This window comes from Arthrobacter sp. SAFR-044 (genome assembly GCF_051965175.1).
GTDB lineage: Bacteria > Actinomycetota > Actinomycetes > Actinomycetales > Micrococcaceae > Arthrobacter.
The window spans coordinates 88,465-108,725 of the sequence record NZ_JBQCMK010000008.1 but is presented as its reverse complement, the minus strand read 5'-3'; the positions used below and the strand labels follow the sequence as shown (position 1 = coordinate 108,725).

Annotated in this window: 22 protein-coding genes and 2 pseudogenes; 11 read left to right on the top strand and 13 right to left on the bottom strand. The window is 66.2% G+C overall.

Translation table 11 applies throughout. The annotated features are described in order from the left end of the window. Nucleotides 1-14: 14 nt before the first annotated feature. The 4 genes from ACTHQS_RS13745 to ACTHQS_RS13730 form a co-directional block, all read right to left on the bottom strand. Nucleotides 15-437 carry a DUF3151 domain-containing protein gene (locus ACTHQS_RS13745; protein WP_440169852.1) on the bottom strand — a complete coding sequence of 141 codons (423 nt, stop codon included), beginning with the start codon at nucleotides 435-437 and terminating at the stop codon, nucleotides 15-17. Further along, nucleotides 438-1,457, bottom strand: a complete 1,020-nt coding sequence (gene fbaA, locus ACTHQS_RS13740; RefSeq protein WP_141158310.1) for a class II fructose-bisphosphate aldolase — start codon at nucleotides 1,455-1,457, stop codon at nucleotides 438-440. Nucleotides 1,458-1,620: 163 nt separating this feature from the next. Then, nucleotides 1,621-2,454: a hypothetical protein gene (locus ACTHQS_RS13735; RefSeq protein ID WP_440169848.1), complete on the bottom strand. Its 834-nt coding sequence runs from the start codon at nucleotides 2,452-2,454 to the stop codon at nucleotides 1,621-1,623. Between the two features lie 233 nt (nucleotides 2,455-2,687). Next, complete coding sequence (locus ACTHQS_RS13730) at nucleotides 2,688-3,347, bottom strand: TrmH family RNA methyltransferase (protein WP_440169845.1); 660 nt, start codon at nucleotides 3,345-3,347, stop codon at nucleotides 2,688-2,690. A 72-nt stretch (nucleotides 3,348-3,419) separates the two neighbouring features. On the opposite strand from ACTHQS_RS13730, the gene ACTHQS_RS13725 reads away from it, so the two are divergent. Continuing rightward, entirely contained in the window at nucleotides 3,420-4,256 is an 837-nt protein-coding gene (locus ACTHQS_RS13725) for an HAD-IIA family hydrolase (RefSeq protein ID WP_440169842.1), read from the top strand. Here the strand turns inward: ACTHQS_RS13725 and ACTHQS_RS13720 are convergent. From ACTHQS_RS13720 to ACTHQS_RS13700, 5 genes and pseudogenes are all read right to left on the bottom strand, one after another. Continuing rightward, entirely contained in the window at nucleotides 4,253-5,293 is a 1,041-nt protein-coding gene (locus ACTHQS_RS13720; RefSeq protein ID WP_440169840.1) for an alpha/beta hydrolase, read from the bottom strand. The two genes, ACTHQS_RS13725 and ACTHQS_RS13720, sit on opposite strands and share 4 nt — an antisense overlap. A 69-nt stretch (nucleotides 5,294-5,362) precedes the next feature. Further along, on the bottom strand, nucleotides 5,363-5,983 hold the full coding sequence (locus tag ACTHQS_RS13715; protein ID WP_440169838.1) for a hypothetical protein: 621 nt from the start codon (nucleotides 5,981-5,983) through the stop codon (nucleotides 5,363-5,365). A gap of 82 nt (nucleotides 5,984-6,065) precedes the next feature. Continuing rightward, entirely contained in the window at nucleotides 6,066-6,812 is a 747-nt protein-coding gene (locus tag ACTHQS_RS13710; protein WP_440169835.1) for a GAF and ANTAR domain-containing protein, read from the bottom strand. Nucleotides 6,813-6,955: 143 nt separating this feature from the next. Further along, the gene (gene pyrE, locus ACTHQS_RS13705) at nucleotides 6,956-7,540 is read right to left on the bottom strand and encodes an orotate phosphoribosyltransferase (protein ID WP_440170132.1); all 585 of its coding nucleotides are present in this window, start codon (nucleotides 7,538-7,540) and stop codon (nucleotides 6,956-6,958) included. A gap of 48 nt (nucleotides 7,541-7,588) precedes the next feature. Beyond that, nucleotides 7,589-8,848, bottom strand: a pseudogene (locus ACTHQS_RS13700) (FAD-dependent oxidoreductase); the annotation flags it as partial. A gap of 75 nt (nucleotides 8,849-8,923) precedes the next feature. Between ACTHQS_RS13700 and nadE the strand changes: the two are divergent. After that, nucleotides 8,924-9,778 carry an ammonia-dependent NAD(+) synthetase gene (nadE, locus tag ACTHQS_RS13695; protein ID WP_440169832.1) on the top strand — a complete coding sequence of 285 codons (855 nt, stop codon included), beginning with the start codon at nucleotides 8,924-8,926 and terminating at the stop codon, nucleotides 9,776-9,778. 105 nt (nucleotides 9,779-9,883) lie between these two features. On the opposite strand, the gene ACTHQS_RS13690 is transcribed toward nadE, so the two are convergent. Next, nucleotides 9,884-10,681 carry an IclR family transcriptional regulator gene (locus tag ACTHQS_RS13690; RefSeq protein ID WP_440169830.1) on the bottom strand — a complete coding sequence of 266 codons (798 nt, stop codon included), beginning with the start codon at nucleotides 10,679-10,681 and terminating at the stop codon, nucleotides 9,884-9,886. A gap of 162 nt (nucleotides 10,682-10,843) precedes the next feature. On the opposite strand from ACTHQS_RS13690, the gene ACTHQS_RS13685 reads away from it, so the two are divergent. The 4 genes from ACTHQS_RS13685 to ACTHQS_RS13670 are packed head-to-tail and all read left to right on the top strand — an operon-like array spanning nucleotide 10,844 to nucleotide 14,949. Further along, a complete protein-coding gene (locus ACTHQS_RS13685; RefSeq protein ID WP_440169827.1) occupies nucleotides 10,844-11,599 on the top strand; it encodes a CoA transferase subunit A in 756 nt (251 codons plus the stop codon). A 29-nt stretch (nucleotides 11,600-11,628) separates the two neighbouring features. Further along, the gene (locus ACTHQS_RS13680) at nucleotides 11,629-13,071 is read left to right on the top strand and encodes a short-chain fatty acid transporter (protein WP_440169825.1); all 1,443 of its coding nucleotides are present in this window, start codon (nucleotides 11,629-11,631) and stop codon (nucleotides 13,069-13,071) included. A gap of 25 nt (nucleotides 13,072-13,096) precedes the next feature. Beyond that, nucleotides 13,097-13,768, top strand: coding sequence for a CoA transferase subunit B (locus ACTHQS_RS13675; protein ID WP_440169823.1), 672 nt, complete (start codon nucleotides 13,097-13,099; stop codon nucleotides 13,766-13,768). Further along, nucleotides 13,765-14,949: an acetyl-CoA acetyltransferase gene (locus ACTHQS_RS13670; RefSeq protein WP_440169821.1), complete on the top strand. Its 1,185-nt coding sequence runs from the start codon at nucleotides 13,765-13,767 to the stop codon at nucleotides 14,947-14,949. Before ACTHQS_RS13675 ends, ACTHQS_RS13670 begins: the two co-directional genes overlap by 4 nt. Before the next feature lie 125 nt (nucleotides 14,950-15,074). Here the strand turns inward: ACTHQS_RS13670 and ACTHQS_RS13665 are convergent, their stop codons facing one another. After that, nucleotides 15,075-15,764, bottom strand: coding sequence for an ankyrin repeat domain-containing protein (locus ACTHQS_RS13665; protein WP_440169819.1), 690 nt, complete (start codon nucleotides 15,762-15,764; stop codon nucleotides 15,075-15,077). Between the two features lie 9 nt (nucleotides 15,765-15,773). Then, nucleotides 15,774-16,337, bottom strand: coding sequence for a GlcG/HbpS family heme-binding protein (locus tag ACTHQS_RS13660; protein WP_440169817.1), 564 nt, complete (start codon nucleotides 16,335-16,337; stop codon nucleotides 15,774-15,776). 256 nt (nucleotides 16,338-16,593) lie between these two features. Between ACTHQS_RS13660 and ACTHQS_RS13655 the strand changes: the two are divergent. The 5 genes and pseudogenes from ACTHQS_RS13655 to ACTHQS_RS13635 form a co-directional block, all read left to right on the top strand. Next, nucleotides 16,594-17,214: pseudogene (locus tag ACTHQS_RS13655) on the top strand (sensor histidine kinase); the annotation flags it as partial. Then, nucleotides 17,211-17,837, top strand: a complete 627-nt coding sequence (locus ACTHQS_RS13650) for a response regulator (protein WP_440169814.1) — start codon at nucleotides 17,211-17,213, stop codon at nucleotides 17,835-17,837. The pseudogene ACTHQS_RS13655 and the gene ACTHQS_RS13650, both read left to right, overlap by 4 nt. A 132-nt stretch (nucleotides 17,838-17,969) precedes the next feature. Continuing rightward, nucleotides 17,970-18,173, top strand: a complete 204-nt coding sequence (locus ACTHQS_RS13645) for a cold-shock protein (protein ID WP_013599688.1) — start codon at nucleotides 17,970-17,972, stop codon at nucleotides 18,171-18,173. A 120-nt stretch (nucleotides 18,174-18,293) separates the two neighbouring features. Next, nucleotides 18,294-18,629: a hypothetical protein gene (locus ACTHQS_RS13640; RefSeq protein WP_440169809.1), complete on the top strand. Its 336-nt coding sequence runs from the start codon at nucleotides 18,294-18,296 to the stop codon at nucleotides 18,627-18,629. Nucleotides 18,630-18,697: 68 nt separating this feature from the next. After that, nucleotides 18,698-19,483 (top strand): MerR family transcriptional regulator, encoded by a 786-nt coding sequence (locus tag ACTHQS_RS13635; RefSeq protein ID WP_440169807.1) that lies wholly within the window; start codon nucleotides 18,698-18,700, stop codon nucleotides 19,481-19,483. Nucleotides 19,484-19,502: 19 nt separating this feature from the next. Here ACTHQS_RS13635 and ACTHQS_RS13630 read toward each other — a convergent pair whose 3' ends face one another. Beyond that, on the bottom strand, nucleotides 19,503-20,171 hold the full coding sequence (locus ACTHQS_RS13630; RefSeq protein WP_440169805.1) for a DedA family protein: 669 nt from the start codon (nucleotides 20,169-20,171) through the stop codon (nucleotides 19,503-19,505). Nucleotides 20,172-20,261 lie beyond the last annotated feature (90 nt).

Genomic DNA, 20,261 nt, shown 5'->3' with positions numbered 1-20,261 from the left:
ATGTGCCCGGGGACCTACTTGCCCTCGATGGCTGCCTTGGCTGTGGGATCGGAGTCGTTGAGGAACTTCTCGATCCGCTCCGGCTCGTCAGCCTCGCCGATGGCCGACGAAGCCCTGCCCAGGGAATAGAGGGCCCGCAGGAACCCGCGGTTGGGCTCGTGCTCCCACGGGATGGGACCCACGCCGCGCCAGCCGTTGCGGCGCAGTGCATCCAGGCCCCGGTGGTACCCAACCCGGGCGTAGGCGTAGGAGTCGATGGTCCGGCCCTCCGTCCACGCCTCCTCAGCGAGCACGGCCCAGAGCAGCGAGGACGTGGGGTGCTTCGCCACCAGGTCCAGGGGCTCGTGGCCGGCCTCAAGTTGCCCGTACACCTCGGTTTCGGCGGGCAGGAGCGTGGGCTCCGGCCCCATCAGGTTCCGGCGGAACTCGTCCGACATCTAGAAGGTCTTTCCGGCCGAACCGAGCTGCTTGGTGGCTTCGACCACGCGGGCTGCCAGGCCGGCTTCGGCGGAGGCGCCCCAGACACGGGGGTCGTAAGTCTTCTTGTTGCCCACTTCGCCGTCGACCTTCAGGACACCGTCGTAGTTCTTGAACATGTGGTCAGCTACCGGACGCGTGTAGGCGTACTGGGTGTCCGTGTCGATGTTCATCTTGATTACGCCGTAGGAAACGGCGTCGGCGATTTCCTGGTCGGAGGAGCCGGAGCCGCCGTGGAACACGAGGTCGAACGGGTTGTCCTTGCCGATCTTGGCACCCACCTGCGCCTGGATGTCCTTGAGGATCTCCGGGCGGAGCTTGACGCCGCCGGGCTTGTACACGCCGTGCACGTTTCCGAAGGTCAGGGCCGTGATGTAGCGGCCGTTTTCACCGGCGCCGAGGGCGTCGATGGTGGCCAGGGCGTCCTCCACCGTGGTGTAGAGCTTGTCGTTGATGGCGTTTTCAACGCCGTCTTCCTCGCCGCCCACGGTGCCGATCTCCACCTCGAGGATCATCTTGGCGGCAGCGGTGCGGGCCAGCAGGTCGCGGGCGATCTTCAGGTTTTCCTGCAGGGTCTCGGCGGAGCCGTCCCACATGTGGGAGTTGAACAGCGGGTTGCGGCCGGCCTTGACCTCAGCCTCTGAGGCTTCCAGCAGGGGCAGGACGAAACCGTCCAGCTTGTCCTTGGGGCAGTGGTCGGTGTGCAGGGCGATGTTCACGCCGTAGTTCTTGGCCACTTCGCGGGCGAAGGCGGCGAAGCCCAGGGAACCGGCAACCATGTCCTTGGTGGAGGCGCCGGACCAGTAGGCGGCACCGCCGGTGGAGACCTGCACGATGCCGTCGGACTCTGCTTCCGCGAAGCCACGCAGTGCCGCGTTCAGCGTCTGCGAGGACGTGACGTTGACGGCGGGGAAGGCGAATCCGCCCGCCTTCGCACGGTCGATCATCTCGGCGTAGATCTCTGGGGTTGCAATGGGCATGCTGGCTCCTCTGCTGAGTTTCGTCTGTGGGTGGATGACCCTCAAATAGACCGCTTACGGCTTGGCACCATCCTAGCCATTCCCGGGCGCGGAGTGCTCTGGGTTACGCCCCCTCCCCCCGCGGGATGGCAGTTCGCGGCAGTGTTGCGGCCAGGGATTGCCCTCATCTGCCATCTCGGGTCCAGCCGCGGCTCTGCAGTGCCTCCCGCACCTTACGCACGACGGCGGGCCGGTCACCTTCGAGGTGTTGCTTGCCCACGCGTACTTCAAGCCAGCCCAGCGCCAGGGTCCGGTCCTGGCGTTCGATGTCCCGCTGGTACTGCTCTTCCTCCGCATGGTGGCCGCCGTCGTACTGGAGGGCAATGCCAAACTGCGGATAGGCAGCGTCGGGCCAGAGTTGTGGAACCCCCCACTGATCAATCAGGACGTGGTTCAGCACTGGTTCGGGCAGGTGGGCGTCAATCAGCGCCAACCGCATGTGTGTTTCCGGAGCGGAGTCGGCGCCTACGCGCACCAGTTCGATCGCTTCCCGCGCTGTCTTTATGCCCCGCATGCCCCGATGCCTGCTGATGATGTCCCGGAGTTCGTCAGTGCTGCACAACGCCGCCCTCGGACGGGGAAAGCCGTCCCCATGGGAGCAGGCTAAATAATCTCCTGCGGCCACAAGGTCCTGAACCGCCAACCCCGAGGCCAGATCCAGCCAGGTCCGGGCAGGCGAGGTGACCCTGACGCCGTCGTACTCCACTACCTCGTCCGGCAGGAAAGACAGCAGGTGGCCCACGACGTTGGAGCGGCGGGGGAAACTGGATCCCCGCCGCCGGGCCAGGTGGATCCTCCAGTCGCCGCCGCAACCGGACGGCAGCGGTACTCCCCACACGTGCGCGGCGGACAGGGATGCGAGGACGGAGGTGTCATCAAGGTCGGTGTAGGCGCGCAAAGCCGCTGCCCGGTTGGCACCTGAGTGGACCGGCACCCGGACGCCCCTTGAGACGGTCACCAGGTCCTTCGCCGCCGTTCGCGTACGGGTGACTCCGGCTTTGTCGGAAGCCCGGAGGGAGAAAGACCCCGTCATCAAATGTTCTGGAAGGCTGGCCCTGCGCATGCCCCATTCTGACGCGCAGGACAGGCCCGGGAGAGGTTATCCACAGGTAAAGCGCACGAGGGACCCGCGAGGTGGCATTTGACGGCAATCATCGCCTCGGCGACTGCCGTCAAATGCCATCTCGCGGGTCAGGACACGTGCTGGTTGAAGACGTGCCGCCGGATCCAGGCGTGCATGGCGATCGCCGCGGCGGAGGCGGCATTGATGGAGCGCGTGGAACCGAATTGCTCGATTGACAGGGTGGCGACGGCGGCGTCATGGACCTCGGGCGTCAGGCCGGGCCCCTCCTGCCCGAAGACCAGCACGCAGTCCCGCGGCAGTTCGTACGTTTCCAGGGGCACAGAGTCCGGGAAAATATCGATTCCGATGATCGCCAGCCCCTCCCCCTGCGCCCACTGGACGAAGTCCTCAACAGTGGGGTGGTGGCGGACATGCTGGTAGCGGTCGGTGACCATGGCGCCGCGCCGGTTCCACCGCCGTCGGCCGATGATGTGCACCTCTTTGGCGAGGAAGGCGTTGGCGGTGCGCACCACGGTGCCGATGTTCAGGTCGTGCTGCCAGTTTTCGATGGCCACGTGGAAGTTGTGCCGCCGCGAATCCAGCTCCGCCACGATGGCCTCGTGCTTCCAGTACCGGTATTTGTCCAGGACATTGCGCCGGTCGCCGTCGGCCAGGAGGTCAGGGTCCCAATGGTCGCCTTCCGGCAGTTCCCCTTCCCAGGGCCCGACGCCGACCTCCGCCTTTGCGGGGTCGGCCTCCCCGGGCTGGTGGTCGGGTTCGTCTGTCATGCCGGGCGTTTGGTTCACCCTTCAACACTAGACTGGACTCTTCTGGGCAAACATCACAGGCGGAGGCAGGGCATGGCAGACGAGGACCAGGTAGCAGGCAACCCGGCGGTATACCGGAGCGGCCAGGAGATTGAGTGCTGGCTGACGGACATGGACGGCGTCCTGGTGCACGAAAACCAGCCCATCCCCGGTGCGGCGGAGCTGATCCAGCGCTGGGTGGATACGTCCAGGCGCTTCCTGGTGCTGACCAACAACTCCATTTTCACGCCGCGCGACCTCGCCGCCCGCCTGCGCGCTTCCGGGCTGGAGATCCCCGAGGAGAACATCTGGACCTCCGCCCTGGCCACGGCCCAGTTCCTGAAGGACCAGGTGTCTGCCGGTGGTTCGGAGTCGGGCAACCGCGCCTACACCATCGGCGAGGCAGGGCTGACGACGGCGCTGCACGAGGCAGGTTTCATCCTCACCGACCAGAACCCGGACTTCGTGGTGCTCGGCGAGACGCGCACGTACTCGTTCGAGGCAATCACCACTGCCATCCGCCTGATCCTCGCCGGAGCCCGGTTCATCGCAACCAACCCGGACGCCACCGGCCCGTCCAAGGACGGGCCCATGCCGGCCACCGGAGCCATCGCGGCCCTGATCACCAAAGCCACGGGGCGTGAGCCGTACATTGTGGGCAAGCCGAACCCCATGATGTTCCGCAGTGCCATGAACCAGATCGATGCCCATTCCGAGACCACCGCCATGATCGGAGACCGGATGGACACGGACATCATCGCGGGCATGGAGGCCGGCCTGCACACCGTCCTGGTCCTCAGCGGCATCACCCACAAGGACGACATCGCAGCGTACCCGTTCCGGCCCAACCAGGTGCTGAACTCCGTGGCGGACCTGAAGAACCAGATCTAGAAGATACTGACCCTGGAGCCGCCCCGGGGCAGCGGGAAGTATTCGTCCAGCAGTTCCGTCACCAGCGGCCGGTAGACCTGCGGGTTCCAGCCGGGGCTGGCGTGGGCGGGCGCCGCCCCGGTGGTCTGCAGGTTGCTGGAGACCATGTTGTCCTTGAACACCACGGCCCAGGTTTCGGCCGCGGTCTCGTAGTCCACGGTCCCGTCCTTGGGGTTGCCGATGTAGGCCATCTTGGCGGTGCCAAGATGGCCGGCGAACTGGCTTCCCTCGAAGTGGTAGATATAGGCGGACTCCGTTTGGACCAGGACATTGGACGGGGCGATCGGTGACAGCTGTTCCAGCGTCTGGTTCAGGATCTGCCGCCAGCTCCGTTCGTCCTTGTGGATGATCCGCTCCCCCAGTTCGTAGCCTCCGCGCAGGGTGGAGGGGAACCTGACGCCGCTCTCGTAGAGGAACACCACGCCGTCGAACCAGCTTTGGTCCAGGACGTCGTGGGCGCTGTAGGGGCTGGAGTCCAGGAGGATGAACTGCACCTGGACGTTCTGCAAGGCCAGGAGCCGGGCGGCCACCTGGGTGGCGAGCATGCCGCCGAAACTGTGCCCGTAAAAGAAGAGCTTGGTGATCTTCTCAGCGGCGATGTAGTCGGTGATCGCCTTGACCACCTCGGTGATGTTCAGGCCAAGGTTGGAATACCCGACGGCGGCAAGCCGGGCGCGCTTGTTCAGCGAACCCCTAAGCGTGTTCAGGATCCACTGCGCCTCTTCCCAGCTGGTTTTATACCCCGGGAACAGGAACCAACTGGCGTCCGGGTAGTAGGCATCGGCGAAGTCGTCCGCAACAGTCAGGATCCTGGTGGTGCGGCGCTGCGACTGCACTTCACGGGTCATCAGCATGTCCGCGGCCAACAGCCCGGACGCGCCGGCACCTGCCAGGAACGTGCGCCGCGAGAAGCGTTTCAGGGCAGCCGCTTCCACCAGCAGACGGGCATCAGAGACCCCGCGCCGGTTCTGCGGACTGACCTCCCCCTCATACGGCACAGTCCTACCGTAAGCCCACCCAAACGTCGCGCCGCAATGTGCGGCCGTAAGGGGTCGGTGGCCCGGGGGTCAGCTGGCGGCCTGTCCTTCCGTCGCCGGGAAGGGCGCCTGCGGTTCCTGCCGGCGGCGAAGGATTTCCAAGCCGATGTCGTTGTAACGGCCCAGCAGGTCAGCGCCGTCGGGTGCCTCCGGGGTGTCCAGCAGGGCAAAGGCGGAGTCACTGGCGTACAGCAGTTCCTGGTCCGTGTATTCGGTCAGCGGACGGCCGTAGAGCTCTTCAATCCACATGACCGGCAATTGCGGGTATTCTCCTGCGTACTCGCCACCGGGGAAAAGCTCCCTGATGTCATCGTCCATCAGGAGCGGCCGTCGGCTGGAAGCGTCCCGTACTGCCCGGTCGTGCACTGCGGGCGTGAGCTGAAGCGACACCCCGGCAGCCGGAAAGCCCGGCAGGGACGTGGTGTCCATGGCGTTGAGATCGCTCCGCAGCCCGGCCAGTGCGCAGGACTCAACAAGCTCAGCCTGTGAAAGATCGACGCAGATACGGCAGCGGATGCCCATCCTCCGGACGCGGCGGATGATGTGGACCAGTTCAGCGCGGGAGTGGTGGTGAAGGGATCCCCGGACTTCAATCCGGACAATGTCAGCGGGGACATCAAGGTTAACGAGTGCGTCTAGCGCGCGGTCCATAGGTACTCCAAAAGAGGTTCTATGGCCGACGGCTCAACCTCCGCAAGCGTAACTCTCCCTGCGTCCCTGCACAACCTGCCGTTCAGGAACGCGGACCCTGGCTGACTTTGCGCGGTTCCTGGTAATGGGTACGCGCACCGGCGCCGCCCACAGAATCCACCAACGATTTGGCAATGTCCCGCAGTTTGGTGTTGCTGTTGCTGGACGCCTCGGTAAGGATTTGGACGGCGGCTTCCTGGCTGCACCGGTTCTGCGCCATGACGATGCCGATCGCGATATCGATGATGGTCCGCGACTCAAGTGTCGCCCGAAGGTTCGATGCACTGTCTGCGTGCAGCGAGAACCGGACAGCCAGCCGCAGCGCTTCGGAAATCTCACGCGTGAAGTCCCGCGCCCTGTCCGCCGCCCGGCCGTCAAACTTGTGCGGGGCGTCGGAGTAGAGGTTCAGCGCGGCCTTGGCTTCCCCCTGCAGGTTGAACGGCAGGGAAAGCACCGAACGCAAGCCGTGGGAGGCAACCGCAGCGGCGTAGTCCGGGCCCCACCGGTGCTCCTGCAAGAGATCCGGGACGTAGACTTCGCGCTCTTCCTTTGCCGCGGACAGGCATGGCCCTTTGGCAAGGGAGTACTGGATTTCATCCACTTCCCGCGCCGACTCGCTGCTCCAGCCGATGGTTGCCGCCTTGCGGTCGCGGAGCAGCGTGATGCCGCACAGGGCGTCGTCGCCGTCGCCTGCCATCTGGTGCGCAGAGAAGCGGGCCAACTCGTTGAGGAAGGCCTCGAAATCGGCGCTTTCCAGGATGAGGTTCTGGACCTGATCGGTTGCGCTCAAAGGCTGTTGTGGGGGGAGCAAAGTGCAGGGTCTCCAAGCAACTAAAAAGTGTTAACGCATATCATAAAGCAGCCTTCAGTGGCCGGCCAAACACCGGCCCCGATACATTCCGGGGCCGGCCCCTGCGGCCGGCCCCGAGCTGCTTAAGCCAGGCCCAGCTCGTCCTTGCCGAACGCGAACAGGTAGGGAACGCCGGTTTCGGCTTCGATCTTTTCCTTGGCGCCGGTATCGCGGTCCACGATCACAGCCACTGCCACGACGTTGCCGCCCGCCTTCCGGACGCCCTCCACCGCGGTCAGCGCGGACCCGCCCGTGGTGGACGTGTCCTCCAAAACCAGCACCTTTCGGCCTTCAACGGACGGGCCCTCCACCTGGCGGCCCATGCCGTAAGACTTCTGGGCCTTCCGGACCACGAACGCGTCAACGGTCCGGCCGGCGTCAGCGGCAGCGTGCATTACCGCAGTGCCAACGGGGTCGGCACCCATGGTGAGGCCGCCGGCGCACTCGAAGTCGATGCCGGCGTCGTCCGCCAGTGCCAGCATGACCTGGCCCACCAGCTTGGACGCCTCGTGGTGCAGGGTGATGCGGCGCAGGTCGATGTAGTAATCGGCCTCGGCTCCGCTGGAGAGGATCACCTTGCCGCGGACAACGGCGAGTTCCTTGATCAGTTCGAGCAGTCGGGCGCGGGCAGCCGCGGTGTCTACCGCAGTGTCAGTGGGCGAAGTCATGGCCCCAAGTTTAGTGGGTGGCGGGACGGTGAGCGGGCGGGCGAAGCCTGGCGCGTGCTCGGGACGCGGCCCGATGGCAATGACCCGGGGCAGCACACGCCTGACCACGGGGTTGTGGCGCAGGATGAAGAAGAGCAGGCGCTGGAGGGAGAACGGATTCCCGGCGCCCATGCTGGCCAGCTTGCCCCCGGACAATGTCCCCGCGAAGAGCGGAACGAACACAACCCGGTGCATGACCCGCTGGACGGCCTGGACCACCACCGTTGGCAGGCTGCGGCGGCGCTGGATGGAAGCAAGGGTCCTGGTCCGTACGTGCCCTTGGCGCAAATCAGGGGCCAGGCGTTCCGCGGCCGCCACTGCATCCTGGATGGCCAGGTTGATGCCCACACCGCCCGCGGGCGACATCGCGTGTGCCGCATCCCCGATGCACAGGAAACCATCGGTGTACCAGCGCCGCAGCCGGTTCAGCCTGACATCCAGCCAGTGCAGGTCCGCCAGGCTGCGGATCGAATCAACACGGTCGGCGAGGTCCGGGCGGAGTGCTGCCACCCGCTGGCGGAACCGTTCCACGCCGCCTTCCCGGATTTTGGCATCCGAGCCCTTGGGGGCCAGATAGCCCATCTGGTAGTAGTCGGTGCGGTTGAGGGCGATCAGGGCATCCCGGTCCCCCAGGGCGGGGACCACCCCGGCAACCTCGCCCTGCTCGGAGGCGTGGCGCGGGATTTTGAACCACCAGGTGTCGAAGGGCACCGGGTACTCCTTCGCCCGCATCCCGGCTGCATCCCGCAGGACTGAATGCCTGCCGTCCGCGGCCACCACGACGTCGGCGTGCAGCACCTGTTCCGGGCTCTCCGCGCCACCGGCGGTGGACCGGTAGCGCACCCCGGTGACGCGTTCGCCGTCGAACTCCAAGCCGGTGGCCTCCGTTTCCATGAGCAGGGTGAACGTCGGTTCCACGGCGGCGGCCGAGGCGAGGAAATCCAGGAAGTCCCACTGGGGCATCATGGCCACGTAGTTGTACGGGGGCTTCAGGGAGTCAAAAGCCGCAAGCGTGACCAGCCCCGTTCCGGGGACCGGGACGGCGACGTTGCTCAGCCGGCTCTGCGGCAGGGCCCGGAATCCGGCCCCCAGCCCCAGCTCGTCGATCAGCCGAATGGTGGACGCATGCACGGTGTCACCACGGAAATCCCGCAGGAAATCACGGTGCTTTTCCAGGACTGCCACGTGCACTCCGGCCCGTGCCAGCAGCAGCCCCAGCATCATTCCTGCCGGGCCCCCGCCCACCACGGCACATCCCGTCCGCTCCATGCACTTAAGCTACGCCGCGCAGGGCCGGCCGGGAACAGTTGAGGGTTGTTGACAGCGCTGGCTAGGCTGGAGAACATGCGCGAACTCCAGGCCAAGATCATTGAAGAAATGGGCGTCCAGCCCCGGATCGATCCCGCAGGGGAGGTGCGCAAGCGCGTCACATTCCTCAAGGAATACTTGAAGGCCACCCACACCAAGGGATTTGTCCTGGGCATCTCCGGCGGACTTGATTCCTCGCTCGCAGGAAAGCTTGCCCAGTTGGCGGTTGATGAACTTGAAGCCGAGGGCGTAGAGGCCAACTTCGTTGCAGTCCGCCTGCCCTACGGCGTGCAGCACGATGAGGAAGACGCCCAGGCTGCACTGGACTTCATCAAGGCCAAGACCGAATGGACGTTCAACATCTCGGCAGCGGTGGACGGCTTCGAGGACGAGTTCGAGAAAACCGTGGGCTCGGAGATCTCCGACTTCCACAAGGGAAACACCAAGGCCCGCACCCGGATGATCGCCCAGTATGCGCTGGCCGGCGAGTTCAACTACCTGGTGCTCGGCACCGACCACGGCGCCGAGTCCGTCACGGGCTTCTTCACCAAGTACGGCGACGGCGGCGCTGACGTCCTTCCCCTGTTCGGCCTCAACAAGCGCCAGAACAGGGCCCTGCTGGCTGAACTGGGAGCCCCCGCGCGCGTCTGGGAGAAAGTGCCCACCGCCGACCTGCTCGATGACCGGCCCGGCCGCACGGACGAGGACGAGCTGGGCATCAGCTACGACCAGATCGACGATTACCTTGAAGGCCGCGATGTTCCGGGCGCCGTTGCCGAGTCGATTGAACAGAAGTACCTCCGGACCCGCCACAAGCGCACCGTGCCGGTGACCATCTTTGACACCTGGTGGAAGGGCGAAGGTCCCGTGGAGCCCCGCGCGGGCCTGTAGCCCCCGGCCTTCTGCTGATTTTCCCCACCTTCGGGGAGTACGACGGCGGGCCGCGCCGAAAAAGCGCGGCCCGCCGTCGTCGTGTCCCGGCAAAGCCGTGGGGGCTTAGCGTGTCCGGCGCCCGCCGTCGGCCCCTCCGCCCAGCTGCTGCGTAATCCGGTGCGCCTCCGCCATCAGCAGGCCACCCAGCTCCTCCTGCCGTTCGGCCTTGAACCGCGGCTCGATGCCGGTCAGTGACAACGCCCAGGCCGGCCGTCCGGAACGGTCGAACACCGCAGCGCCCATCCCCCAGCTTCCCTCCAGGACAAGCCCTGGGTTCACCGAATAACCGGCCAGCCTGGTGCGGGCAAGGTTCCTCCGGACCAGGTCAACAGTGTGGTTCACCGCGAAGGCGCCCGCATGCTCCGGCCACCGGCCCAGCAACTCCTCCTGCTCATTCTTTGGCAGGAAGGCCAGGATGGCTGTCCCGGCCGATGCAACCCCGAGCGGGAAGCGGACGCCCTCGTGCAGGACAAAGGACCGGACAGGGAAGCTGCCCTCCTCGCGCAGGAGGCACACCGTCTCATTGCCTCGGCGGATGGAGAAGAAAGCGCTCTCCCCCGTGGCCTGGGCAAGCCGGCGCAAGCTGGGCCGGGCGATGTCCTCCATGGGAAACCGTGCCGAGGCCACCGATCCCATCAGGAGGATTTCAGGGCCCAGGACCCAATTGCCCGTAACGGGATCGTGGTCCAGCAGGCCCTCCGCGGCGAGCGATGTCAGGAGCCGGTGGACCGTCGGGCGGGTGAGGCCTGATTCCCGGACCACGACGGCGAGGGGCATCCCCTCCGCGCTGCGGCCCACCAGCCGCAGCAGTTCAGCGATCCGTGCCACCACCTGGGCGCCCTGCACCGGCGTCGATGCCATCACTTCCCCTTTTGTCCATAATATGGATGCTTTACACCCTACTGTCCATACTGTAAGGCATGCGCCCGTGATTCTTGACACGTTCCGACAGGCGCCCGTAGTCTCCAAACTCAGATCCCAAGCGTCCACTAAGTGGACTCCCGCGCTCAACGAGGAGACGTCATGAAGAAACTCCAGGCTTCTGCCGCCACAGCCCTGGACGGGGCCCTGCAGGACGGCATCACCCTCGCCGTCGGCGGGTTTGGCCTGAGTGGCATCCCGGCCGACCTGATCGAAGCCGTCCGGGACTCCGGCGTGCGGGACCTCACCGTGGTTTCCAACAACATGGGCGTGGACGGCAAAGGGCTGGGCATCCTCATCGAGGCGGGCCAGGTCCGCAAAGTGATCGCCTCCTATGTTGGCGAAAACAAGCTGTTCGCCGAGCAGTACCTCGCCGGCAAGCTGGAGGTGGAGTTCACCCCGCAGGGCACCCTGGCTGAGCGCCTCCGCGCCGGCGGCGCCGGAATCCCGGCCTTCTACACCAAGACCGGTGTGGGCACCCTGGTTGCCGAAGGCAAGCCGCACGAGGTGTTCGACGGCGAAACGTACGTCCAGGAGCGCGCCATCCGCGCCGACGTCGCACTGGTCCATGCCCACACGGCAGACACGGACGGCAACCTTATCTACCGCTTCACGGCCCGCAACTTCAACCCGGTGGTGGCCACGGCCGGGATCCTGACCGTGGCCGAGGCGGAAGTGATCGTGGAGCCCGGTGACCTGGACCCGAACCACATCGCCACCCCCGGCGTCTTTGTCCAGCGGCTGGTTCAGGCCGCGGACCGGGTCAAGGACATCGAGCAGCGCACCGTCCGGCAGCGCAGCGGCCTTGTCCCCGGCCTGACCGAACCCACGCCTCACCGAACCCACGCCCGCCCCTGAAACAGCACTCAATGGAGAGAAACACCCTCATGACCAGCACGCAGCTCAACCACCAGGACGTCCGCCAGAAGGGTTTGGCCCGGATGGCTGAAACGCTGGCCGGCTGGACGCAGAAGTGGTTCCCGGACGCCTACATTTTCGCCCTGGCCGGCGTGCTGCTGGTGGCCATCGCGGCCCTTGCCATCGGTGCCTCCCCCAAGGCTGTCGTGGATTCCTTCGGCAACGGATTCTGGGACCTCACAGCCTTCACCCTGCAGATGGCCATGGTGGTACTGACCGGCTACGTGGTGGCAACATCACCGCCCGTGGCCCGGCTGATCGACCGGCTGGCACAGGTTCCCGGTACAGCACGCTCCGCCGTCAGCTTCGTCGCCGTCCTGTCCATGTCCGTCTCGTTCGTGAACTGGGGCCTGAGCTTGATCTTCGGCGGGCTCCTGGCGCGGGCCGTGGCCCGGCGCACGGACCTGCACGTCGATTACCGCGCCCTCGGCGCCGCGGCCTTCATGGGCCTGGGCGCCGTCTGGGCCCTGGGCATGTCTTCCTCCGCCGCCCAGCTGCAGGCGACCAAGGCCTCCATTCCCCCGGCACTGCTGAAGATCACCGGCGTCCTGGACTTCGGGACCACCATTTTCACCTGGCAGTCCCTGGTGACCCTTGCCATCCTTATGCTCCTGACCACGGTCATCGCGCACTTCTCGGCCCCGACGGGAGCCGGCGTGAAGACGGCGGCCGATCTTGGCGTCGACCTCGATGACCAGCCTGAACCGCCGGCCGAAAAGTCCCGGCCCGGCGAATGGCTGGAATACAGCAGGGTCCTGCCCATCCTGGCCGGCGTGCTGACCCTTGGCTGGCTGGTGTCCCAGCTGCTGACCCTGCCCATCCTCAGCGTGGTCAGTTCACTCAACGGATACCTGCTGGTCTTCCTGATGCTGGGACTGGTGCTGCACGGCACCCCGCGCAAATTCCTGCAGTCAGTCACCAAGGCCGTCCCCGCCACGGCAGGAATCCTGGTGCAGTTTCCGCTGTACGCGGCGATGGCCGCCATCCTGACCAAGGCCACCGGGGCCGGAGGCCTGTCCGTATCCGAGCACCTGGCACACTTCTTCACCAGCATCGGCGGCAACGGGGCGTTCGCCGTCATCATCGCCATCTACACGGCCATCCTGGGCATGTTCGTCCCGTCCGGCGGCGGAAAGTGGCTCGTGGAGGCGCCCTACGTCATGCAGTCCGCCACGGACGTGAACATGAACCTTGGCTGGACCGTGCAGATCTACAACATGGCCGAGGCCCTGCCCAACCTCGTCAACCCGTTCTTCATGCTCCCGCTGCTCGCGGTGCTGGGCCTGCGGGCCCGCGACCTGGTGGGCTTCACGTTCCAGCAGTTCCTGTTCCACCTGCCGGTGGTGCTGCTGCTCGCGTGGCTGCTGGGCATGACGTTCGAGTTCGTGCCGCCGGTAATACCAACTAAGTAGAGCTAAAAAGATTAGGAGAAACCCCATGGGATGGACCAGGGATGAAATGGCTGCCATCGCGGCCGAGGAACTGCACGACGGCGACTACGTGAACCTGGGGATCGGCATCCCCACGCTGGTGGCCAACAACCTGCCCGAAGGCGTGCGGGTGGTCCTGCAGAGCGAGAACGGCCTGCTGGGCATGGGCCCGTTCCCCTATGAAGGCGAAGAGGACGCGGACCTGATCAACGCCGGCAAGCAGACCGTCACGGTGCTGCCGGGCGGGAGCATCTTCGACTCCGCCACCTCCTTCGGCATGATCCGCGGCGGGCACGTCAAGGTGGCCATCCTGGGAGCCATGCAGGTCTCCGGCAACGGCGACCTGGCCAACTGGACCATCCCGGGCAAGATGGTCAAGGGCATGGGCGGGGCCATGGACCTGGTGGCCGGGACCCCGCGCGTCGTGGTCCTCACCGAGCACAACGCCAAGGACAGCACCGCAAAGATCGTCCGCGAATGCACGCTGCCGCTGACCGGGCTCAGCTGCGTGGACCGGATCATCAGCGACCTCGCCGTCTTCGACCTTTACAAAACGGACGACGGCGGGCGGCAGCTCACGCTGACCCGCCTGGCACCGGGGGTCACCGAAGAGGAAATCCGGGAGAAGACCGAGGCCGGCTTCGACGTGCGGCTTGAGACCAAGGGAGTGGCGGCATGAGCCTGAAGGAACAGTTCGGCAAGGACGTCCTGCTCACCGGCTGGGGACACAGCCGGTTCGGCAAGCTGGCGGAGGAGACCCTCGAGTCCCTGATCGTCCAGGTAGCCACCGAGGCGATCGGCAATGCCGGAATCGAGCCCGGGCAGGTTGACGAGATCTACATCGGCCAGTTCAATTCGGGCATGATGCCGCTGGCGTTCCCGTCATCGCTGGCCCTGCAGGTCTCCCCCGACCTGGCCAACGTCCCTTCCACACGGGTGGAAAACGCCTGCGCATCGGGATCGGCCGCGTTCCAGCAGGGCACCAAGTCGCTGCTGGCCGGCACTGCCAGGACCGTGCTTGTGGTCGGCGCCGAGAAGATGACCCACGCCGGAGCGGACGTAGTGGGCGCCGGCCTCCTCGGAGCTGACTACGACATGGCCGGCAAGCCCTCCACCACCGGCTTCACCGGTCTTTTCGCCGAGGTCGCGAAGCACTACGAAAAGCGGTACGGGCCCGTCTCCGACGTCCTGGGCACCATCGCGGCGAAGAACCACCGCAACGGCGTGGACAACCCCTATGCCCAGCTCCGGAAGGACCTTGGCGAGGAGTTCTGCCGGACCGTCTCGGACAAGAACCCCATGGTGGCAGACCCGCTGCGCCGCACCGATTGCTCCCCCGTTTCCGACGGCGCGGCCGCAGTGGTGCTCAGCGTCGCCCCCACCGGCGGCACCACCGCCCCGGTCCGGCTCGCGGGCTTCGGCCAGGCCAACGACTTTTTCCCGGCCGAGCGCCGGGACCCCACCGCTTTCGCAGCCACCCGCGCCTCCTGGCAGCGCGCCATGGCAATGGCCGGCGTCGGACTCGAAGACTTGGACTTCGCCGAGGTGCACGACTGCTTCACCATCGCGGAGTTGCTCATGTACGAGGCCATCGGCCTGGCCGAACCCGGCCAAGGGGCCAGGGCGGTAATGGAAGGCTGGGTCTTCAAGGACGGCAAGCTTCCCATCAACGTCTCCGGCGGCCTCAAAGCCAAGGGCCACCCGGTGGGTGCCACCGGCGTCTCCCAGCACGTCATCGCCGCAATGCAGCTCACCGGTACTGCGGGCGGCATGCAGTTGCCGGCGCCACGGCGGGCGGCTGTGCAGAACATGGGCGGCGTTGGCATCGCCAACTACGTCAGCGTCCTGGAAGCGGTCTGAGTTGAGGGGCCGCTGAATTTCCCGGCTTCCAAACCCGACGGCGGCGCGTCGCACCAAAAGTGCGGTGCGCCGCCGTCGTTATCCCGCAAAGGTGGGGGAATTCGGCGGTTCGGCAAGCCAGCGGGCTAACCCTGATCCCTGATCACGGCCGCAATCTCCAGGAAACCGAGCCGCTCAGTGTTCTGCAGCGCCGTCCGGCCTTCCGGGTCGCGGACTCCGGGGTCTCCGCCCGCCGCCAGCAGCAGCCGCACCACCTCCTGCTGGCGCGGCCCGCCGTTGTTAAGCAGGATGGCCTCCTGCATCGCGGTCCAGCCAAGGTTGTTGACATGGTTGACCGGGACTCCGGCCGCAATGAGGATCTTTACCGTTTCGACGTGTCCGTGCTCGCTGGCCGGGATCAACGCGGTGCCGCCATACCGGTTGGTGCTGGCAACATCTGCCCCGGCAGCCAGCGTCAACTGCAGCACCTCGTCGAAGCCCTCAGCTCCGGCGAAAAGGAACGCAGAGTCCTGGATGGAGTCCTTGGCGTTGACGTTTCCACCCCGGCCGATGAGTTCGGCCACCAACGGGGCGTTGTTGGCTTTGGCGGCTGCAATAAGGTCCTGGTCCAGCCGTTCCTGGTCCGCGCGGGAAAGCGCAGGTGGGGACGCAGTGGAAGGCGGCGCGGGTGTCCCGGCACCGGCGCTCGGACTGACCGAAGCAACTGGTGGTGGGGTATCAACTTCCTGTGGCGCGCCGGGACTGGCCTGGCAGGCGGCAAGGAACATCGCCAGCGCGGCCGCAGCCATGAGCGCTGATGTGCTGCCACGCCTCATGCGGCCAGCCTATTTCGCGGCGCCGGCGATGGCTTCCGCCCCGGCCGCCGCACAGGCTTCGTCCAAGGCGCCGTCAGGGGCCCCGCCGACGCCGATCCCGGCCACCGAAACGCCGTTGACCTTCAGGGGCACACCTCCTGCCAGGAACAGGGTGCCCGGCAGGTCCGCGATTGAGGGACCGTTGCCGTTGGCGCGCTTGGCCAACTCGCTGGTGGGGGCGCCAAAGGCGGCCGCCGTATAGGCCTTCTGCTTGGCCGCTTCGATGGTGTGGGCGGCGGCGTTGTCACCCCGGAGCAAAGCCTGGACCATCCCAAAGCGGTCAACCAGGGCCACCGTGACGAACGGCAGCTTGTCGGCCTGGCACTTTGCGAGCGCAGCAGTGACAGCCTGGGCGGAGGCACCGGCCGCAATCCGGTTTTGCTGCACCACGGTTTCCGGAGCCGGCTGGACATCAACGGCAGGTACGACGACGGATGCTTCCGAAGTGCCGGCGTTGGCGGCAGCGGTTGCTCCGGCAGTGATCAGGAGGGCTCCGGCTGCGGCAGCGGCGAAAGCTTTGGTGGACTTCTTCAAGGTACTTCCTTAGGTCGGGGAGGGATCGAGTTGCCGGTTTCCATGTTTCCGGGAAGAACGGCCCATGCCATCGGGCCTTCGTCTGGTCCTGGCTCCGACGAAAGGCCAGCCGTATCAGCCAAAAGGCTGAGGCACCGGAGAGGCCGTGAGGCCTAGCATGGAAGGCAGCACTTCCCGCCACCAGATCCGGATCCAGCATGCCCGCCAGAGACACCACCGAACACACCGGGCCAGCGCAAGCGGTCGCCGGTGAGGGCGCCGGGCGGGCACCATTGCCGAACGGGAGCGGGTTTCGCGGGAAATCCACGACACTGTCACCCAGGGGCTCGCCAGCAGCCTGCTCCTGCTGGAGGCCGCCGCCCGCGGATGGCCCAGCGCAGCAGCCCGTGACGGCCTTCTCCAGGCCACCAGCCTGCTCCGTGAGAACCTGGCGGAGACCCGGAGCCTGGTCCACGAGCTGGCCTCGCCCGGTTTGGAATCGGTTCCATTGCCCGAGGCACTGCTGGCCACCGCCCGCCAGTACGTTCCCGGGGCTACGCTGCTGGTGACCGGTGAGCTGCGGCCGGTCTCCCCTGACGTTCGCCACGCCTTGCTGCGCGTCGTGCAAAGCGCGGCGTCGAACATCCTGCTCCACGCTTCGGCGTCGGCAGCCACCGTGACGCTGGGCTTCCTGCCGGACGCCGTGACCTTGGACATTTACGACGACGGCGCCGGCTTCGATCCGGCCGCGGCAGCTCCGCCGTCGCACGCGGGAGGCTATGGGCTGCGCGCCATGCGGCAGCGGGTGGAGCAGCTGGGCGGAACATTCTCCCTGCAGAGCGCCCCCGGCGACGGAACAATCGTGGCGGCGCAGCTGCCGGTGGAGGCGGGCACATGAACAGCATCACCGTCCTGCTGGTGGACGACCACCTGGTGGTCAGGAGCGGGCTGCGCGCACTGCTAAGCACGGAGCCCGACATCGAAGTGGTGGCCGAAGCCGCGTCCGGCGAGGATGCCGTGCAACTGGCCCAGGCTTTCTCCCCCTCGGTGGTGGTGATGGACCTTGCCATGGGACCGGGCATGGACGGGCTCGAAGCGATCAGGCGGATCAGGGACCTCAACGGCCGGCAGGCCATCCTGGTGTTCACCACGTACGACTCTGACGCCGATATCGTCCGGGCCGTGGATGCCGGCGCCATGGGCTACCTGTTGAAGGACGCCGCACCCGAGGAGATTTTTGCCGCCATCAGGGGGGCGGCAGTGGGCAGGAGCGTGATGAGCCCGCCGGTGGCATCCCGGCTGTTCCAGCAGCTCCGCAATCCCGACGAAGTCCTGACGCCACGGGAGGCCGAGCTGTTGGGCCTCCTCACCGAGGGCCTCAGCAACCGCGAACTCGGCCGGCGGCTCTTTATCTCCGAGGCCACGGTCAAAACCCATTTGGCGCACATCTACGCCAAGCTCGGGGTGGACACCAGGGCGGCCGCCATCGCCACCGCGATCCGGCGCGAGGGCATGCGTTGAGGGCACTTTATGGCGCATACCCTTGCACCCGGAGCCTGCGCCCCGTACGTTGGGGTCTGTGGGGGACTAACTCCCGCACACTCCGGGACGATTCCCGGGGAGAGAATCAGAGTCACATGAAGGAATGCAGCCATGGCAACAGGCACAGTTAAATGGTTCAACGCCGAAAAGGGTTTTGGCTTCATTGCCCCCGATGACGGGTCCGCTGACGTATTCGCCCACTACTCGGCAATCGCCTCCAGCGGCTACCGCTCACTGGACGAGAACCAGAAGGTCGAATTCGATGTGACCCAGGGTCCCAAGGGCCCGCAGGCAGAGAACATCCGCCCGCTCTAAGTCTTCGGCGGCCTCCGGCAGATGCCGGAACCCCATCCAGCGGCTCCTCCAACATCAGTTGGAGGAGCCGCTGTTTTGTGCGGCAGCTCTTTGGCTTTCCGCATTTGGGATAATTGATTCATGACTCGACAGGACCATGACAGGGATCCGTGGGAGGAATTCGACTCCCTGGGTCCCGCGGCGCCGGACCGCGTCCCTGGACAGCCCGGCGGGGAGCCTCACGGCTTCGGCTTCCGGACCGGGGTACGCAGCGCCCGGGTGGCCGTCGGCTTCGCCATTTATGCGCTGGCCCTGGGAACCATCCTGGCCCTGACCGGATGCATCGTCTTCATCAGCCGGCAGCAGTGGTTGCTGCTGGGCCTCATGCTGCTCATCGAGGCCATCTTTGTTTTCGCGTTCACGCGCCTGGTGGCCCAGGCACGGCACCGGAGGCCCCACGGCCGCCGGGTAGGATGACCATCCCGCACCGTTGACCTTGACTGCGCCCTTGACCTTGACGCTGCGTCAACCCCTAGGCTCGCAGCATGCAGGATTTCTCCGACACCGGCAGCAGGGACTGGTCCATCCAGGACGTGGCCAGGATCGCCGGCACCACCAGCCGCACGCTCCGGCACTACGACGATATCGGCCTGCTGAAGCCGAGCCGGGTAGGCCACAATGGCTACCGCTACTACGACGGCGACGCCCTCCTCCAGCTGCAGCGCATCCTGTTGCTGCGGGAACTGGGCCTGGGCCTGCCGGCCATCGCGGAGTTCCTCCAACGCCAGGCCGACCCCGTCACCGGGCTCAGCCGCCACCTGGACTGGCTCGTCCAGGAGCAGCAGCGGCTGGCCCTGCAGGCGGAGTCCGTCCGGAAAACAATAGAAACAGTGAAGGCAGGAGGCCAGCTAATGGCAGAGGACATGTTCCAGGGCTTTGACCACACCCAGTACAAGGACGAAGTTGAGGAACGTTGGGGTAAGGACGCCTATGCCGCATCCGATGCGTGGTGGCGCGGCATGGCGGCCGCGGAAAAGCGGGAGTGGAAGTCCCTTGCGGAAAGCCTTGCCCGGGACTGGACAGCCGCTGCGGGTGCCGGCGTTGCGGCGGACGGGCCGGAAGCCCGGGAGCTGGCAGGGCGCCATGTAGCGTGGTTGAAGTCCATCCCCGGAACACCTGCAGCCAAAAGCCGCGGGGATGTCCGGGCATACATCACCGGGCTGGCGGACATGTATGTCGAAGACCCACGCTTTGCCGCCAATTACGGCGGGGCGGAGGGGGCGCGCTTCGTCCGGGCCGCACTGCTCAGCTTCGTGGAGAAGCACCTCTAGGACAAGCGCAGAAGCCGCCCTACGGCGTTGAGTCTTCCCGCTGTGCCTTGGCCCGCTTGGTCCGCCGGATGACGAGCAGCACCACCGCAACGGCCAATGCACCGTAGACGGCGTAGTTCAGGAACCTGGAGTATTCCTCTATGAGCCGGTACTGGGTACCCAGGAGGTAGCCCAGCCCAATGAGGGCGCCGTTCCACAGCCCGCTGCCGGCAAGGGTGAAGAGGGTGAATGTTGCCAGCGGCATGGCCGCCGCGCCCGCGGGGAGGGAGATCAGGCTCCGGACCCCGGGCAGCAGGCGGCCGAAGAAAATGGATGACCTGCCGTGCCGCCGGAACCAGTGTGCAGCATGCTTGAAGTCTTCACGGTCCACCAGCGGGAGTTTTGACAACCAGCGGATGGACCGTTCCAGCCCCAGTTTCGCACCCAGCGAATAAAGCAACAGTGCCCCCAGGTATGCGCCAACGGTGCTGGTGGCAAAGACCAGGAAAAGATTCAGGGACCCCTGCTTGGCAAGATAGCCGGCCAGCGGCAGGATCACCTCGCTGGGGATGGGAGGCACCACCGTCTCCGCCAGTGTAAACGCCCCCACGCCCCACTCGCCCAGCGCGTCAATGGCCCTCGCCGCAAAGCCCACGATTCCCGTGAGCCCTTCGGTGGGGCTGGCTGCACCGGTCATGACTGTCCACATACGCTTATCCCGTTCCGCTGCGTGCCGCGGCCGCGTGCTGGCCCGCGCTGTCTACCTTACGGGGGCCGCGGGATGCGGGACCGCGCCGGC

Bases quoted from the DNA above. Each gene is read 5' to 3' on its own strand.
- ACTHQS_RS13745 (WP_440169852.1), bottom strand. From the start codon at position 437: ATGTCGGACGAGTTCCGCCGGAACCTGATGGGGCCGGAGCCCACGCTC.
- fbaA (WP_141158310.1), bottom strand. From the start codon at position 1,457: ATGCCCATTGCAACCCCAGAGATCTACGCCGAGATGATCGACCGTGCG.
- ACTHQS_RS13730 (WP_440169845.1), bottom strand. From the start codon at position 3,347: ATGACAGACGAACCCGACCACCAGCCCGGGGAGGCCGACCCCGCAAAG.
- ACTHQS_RS13725 (WP_440169842.1), top strand. From the start codon at position 3,420: ATGGCAGACGAGGACCAGGTAGCAGGCAACCCGGCGGTATACCGGAGC.
- ACTHQS_RS13715 (WP_440169838.1), bottom strand. From the start codon at position 5,983: ATGGACCGCGCGCTAGACGCACTCGTTAACCTTGATGTCCCCGCTGAC.
- pyrE (WP_440170132.1), bottom strand. From the start codon at position 7,540: ATGACTTCGCCCACTGACACTGCGGTAGACACCGCGGCTGCCCGCGCC.
- nadE (WP_440169832.1), top strand. From the start codon at position 8,924: ATGCGCGAACTCCAGGCCAAGATCATTGAAGAAATGGGCGTCCAGCCC.
- ACTHQS_RS13690 (WP_440169830.1), bottom strand. From the start codon at position 10,681: ATGGCATCGACGCCGGTGCAGGGCGCCCAGGTGGTGGCACGGATCGCT.
- ACTHQS_RS13685 (WP_440169827.1), top strand. From the start codon at position 10,844: ATGAAGAAACTCCAGGCTTCTGCCGCCACAGCCCTGGACGGGGCCCTG.
- ACTHQS_RS13680 (WP_440169825.1), top strand. From the start codon at position 11,629: ATGACCAGCACGCAGCTCAACCACCAGGACGTCCGCCAGAAGGGTTTG.
- ACTHQS_RS13675 (WP_440169823.1), top strand. From the start codon at position 13,097: ATGGGATGGACCAGGGATGAAATGGCTGCCATCGCGGCCGAGGAACTG.
- ACTHQS_RS13670 (WP_440169821.1), top strand. From the start codon at position 13,765: ATGAGCCTGAAGGAACAGTTCGGCAAGGACGTCCTGCTCACCGGCTGG.
- ACTHQS_RS13665 (WP_440169819.1), bottom strand. From the start codon at position 15,764: ATGAGGCGTGGCAGCACATCAGCGCTCATGGCTGCGGCCGCGCTGGCG.
- ACTHQS_RS13650 (WP_440169814.1), top strand. From the start codon at position 17,211: ATGAACAGCATCACCGTCCTGCTGGTGGACGACCACCTGGTGGTCAGG.
- ACTHQS_RS13645 (WP_013599688.1), top strand. From the start codon at position 17,970: ATGGCAACAGGCACAGTTAAATGGTTCAACGCCGAAAAGGGTTTTGGC.
- ACTHQS_RS13640 (WP_440169809.1), top strand. From the start codon at position 18,294: ATGACTCGACAGGACCATGACAGGGATCCGTGGGAGGAATTCGACTCC.
- ACTHQS_RS13635 (WP_440169807.1), top strand. From the start codon at position 18,698: ATGCAGGATTTCTCCGACACCGGCAGCAGGGACTGGTCCATCCAGGAC.
- ACTHQS_RS13630 (WP_440169805.1), bottom strand. From the start codon at position 20,171: ATGTGGACAGTCATGACCGGTGCAGCCAGCCCCACCGAAGGGCTCACG.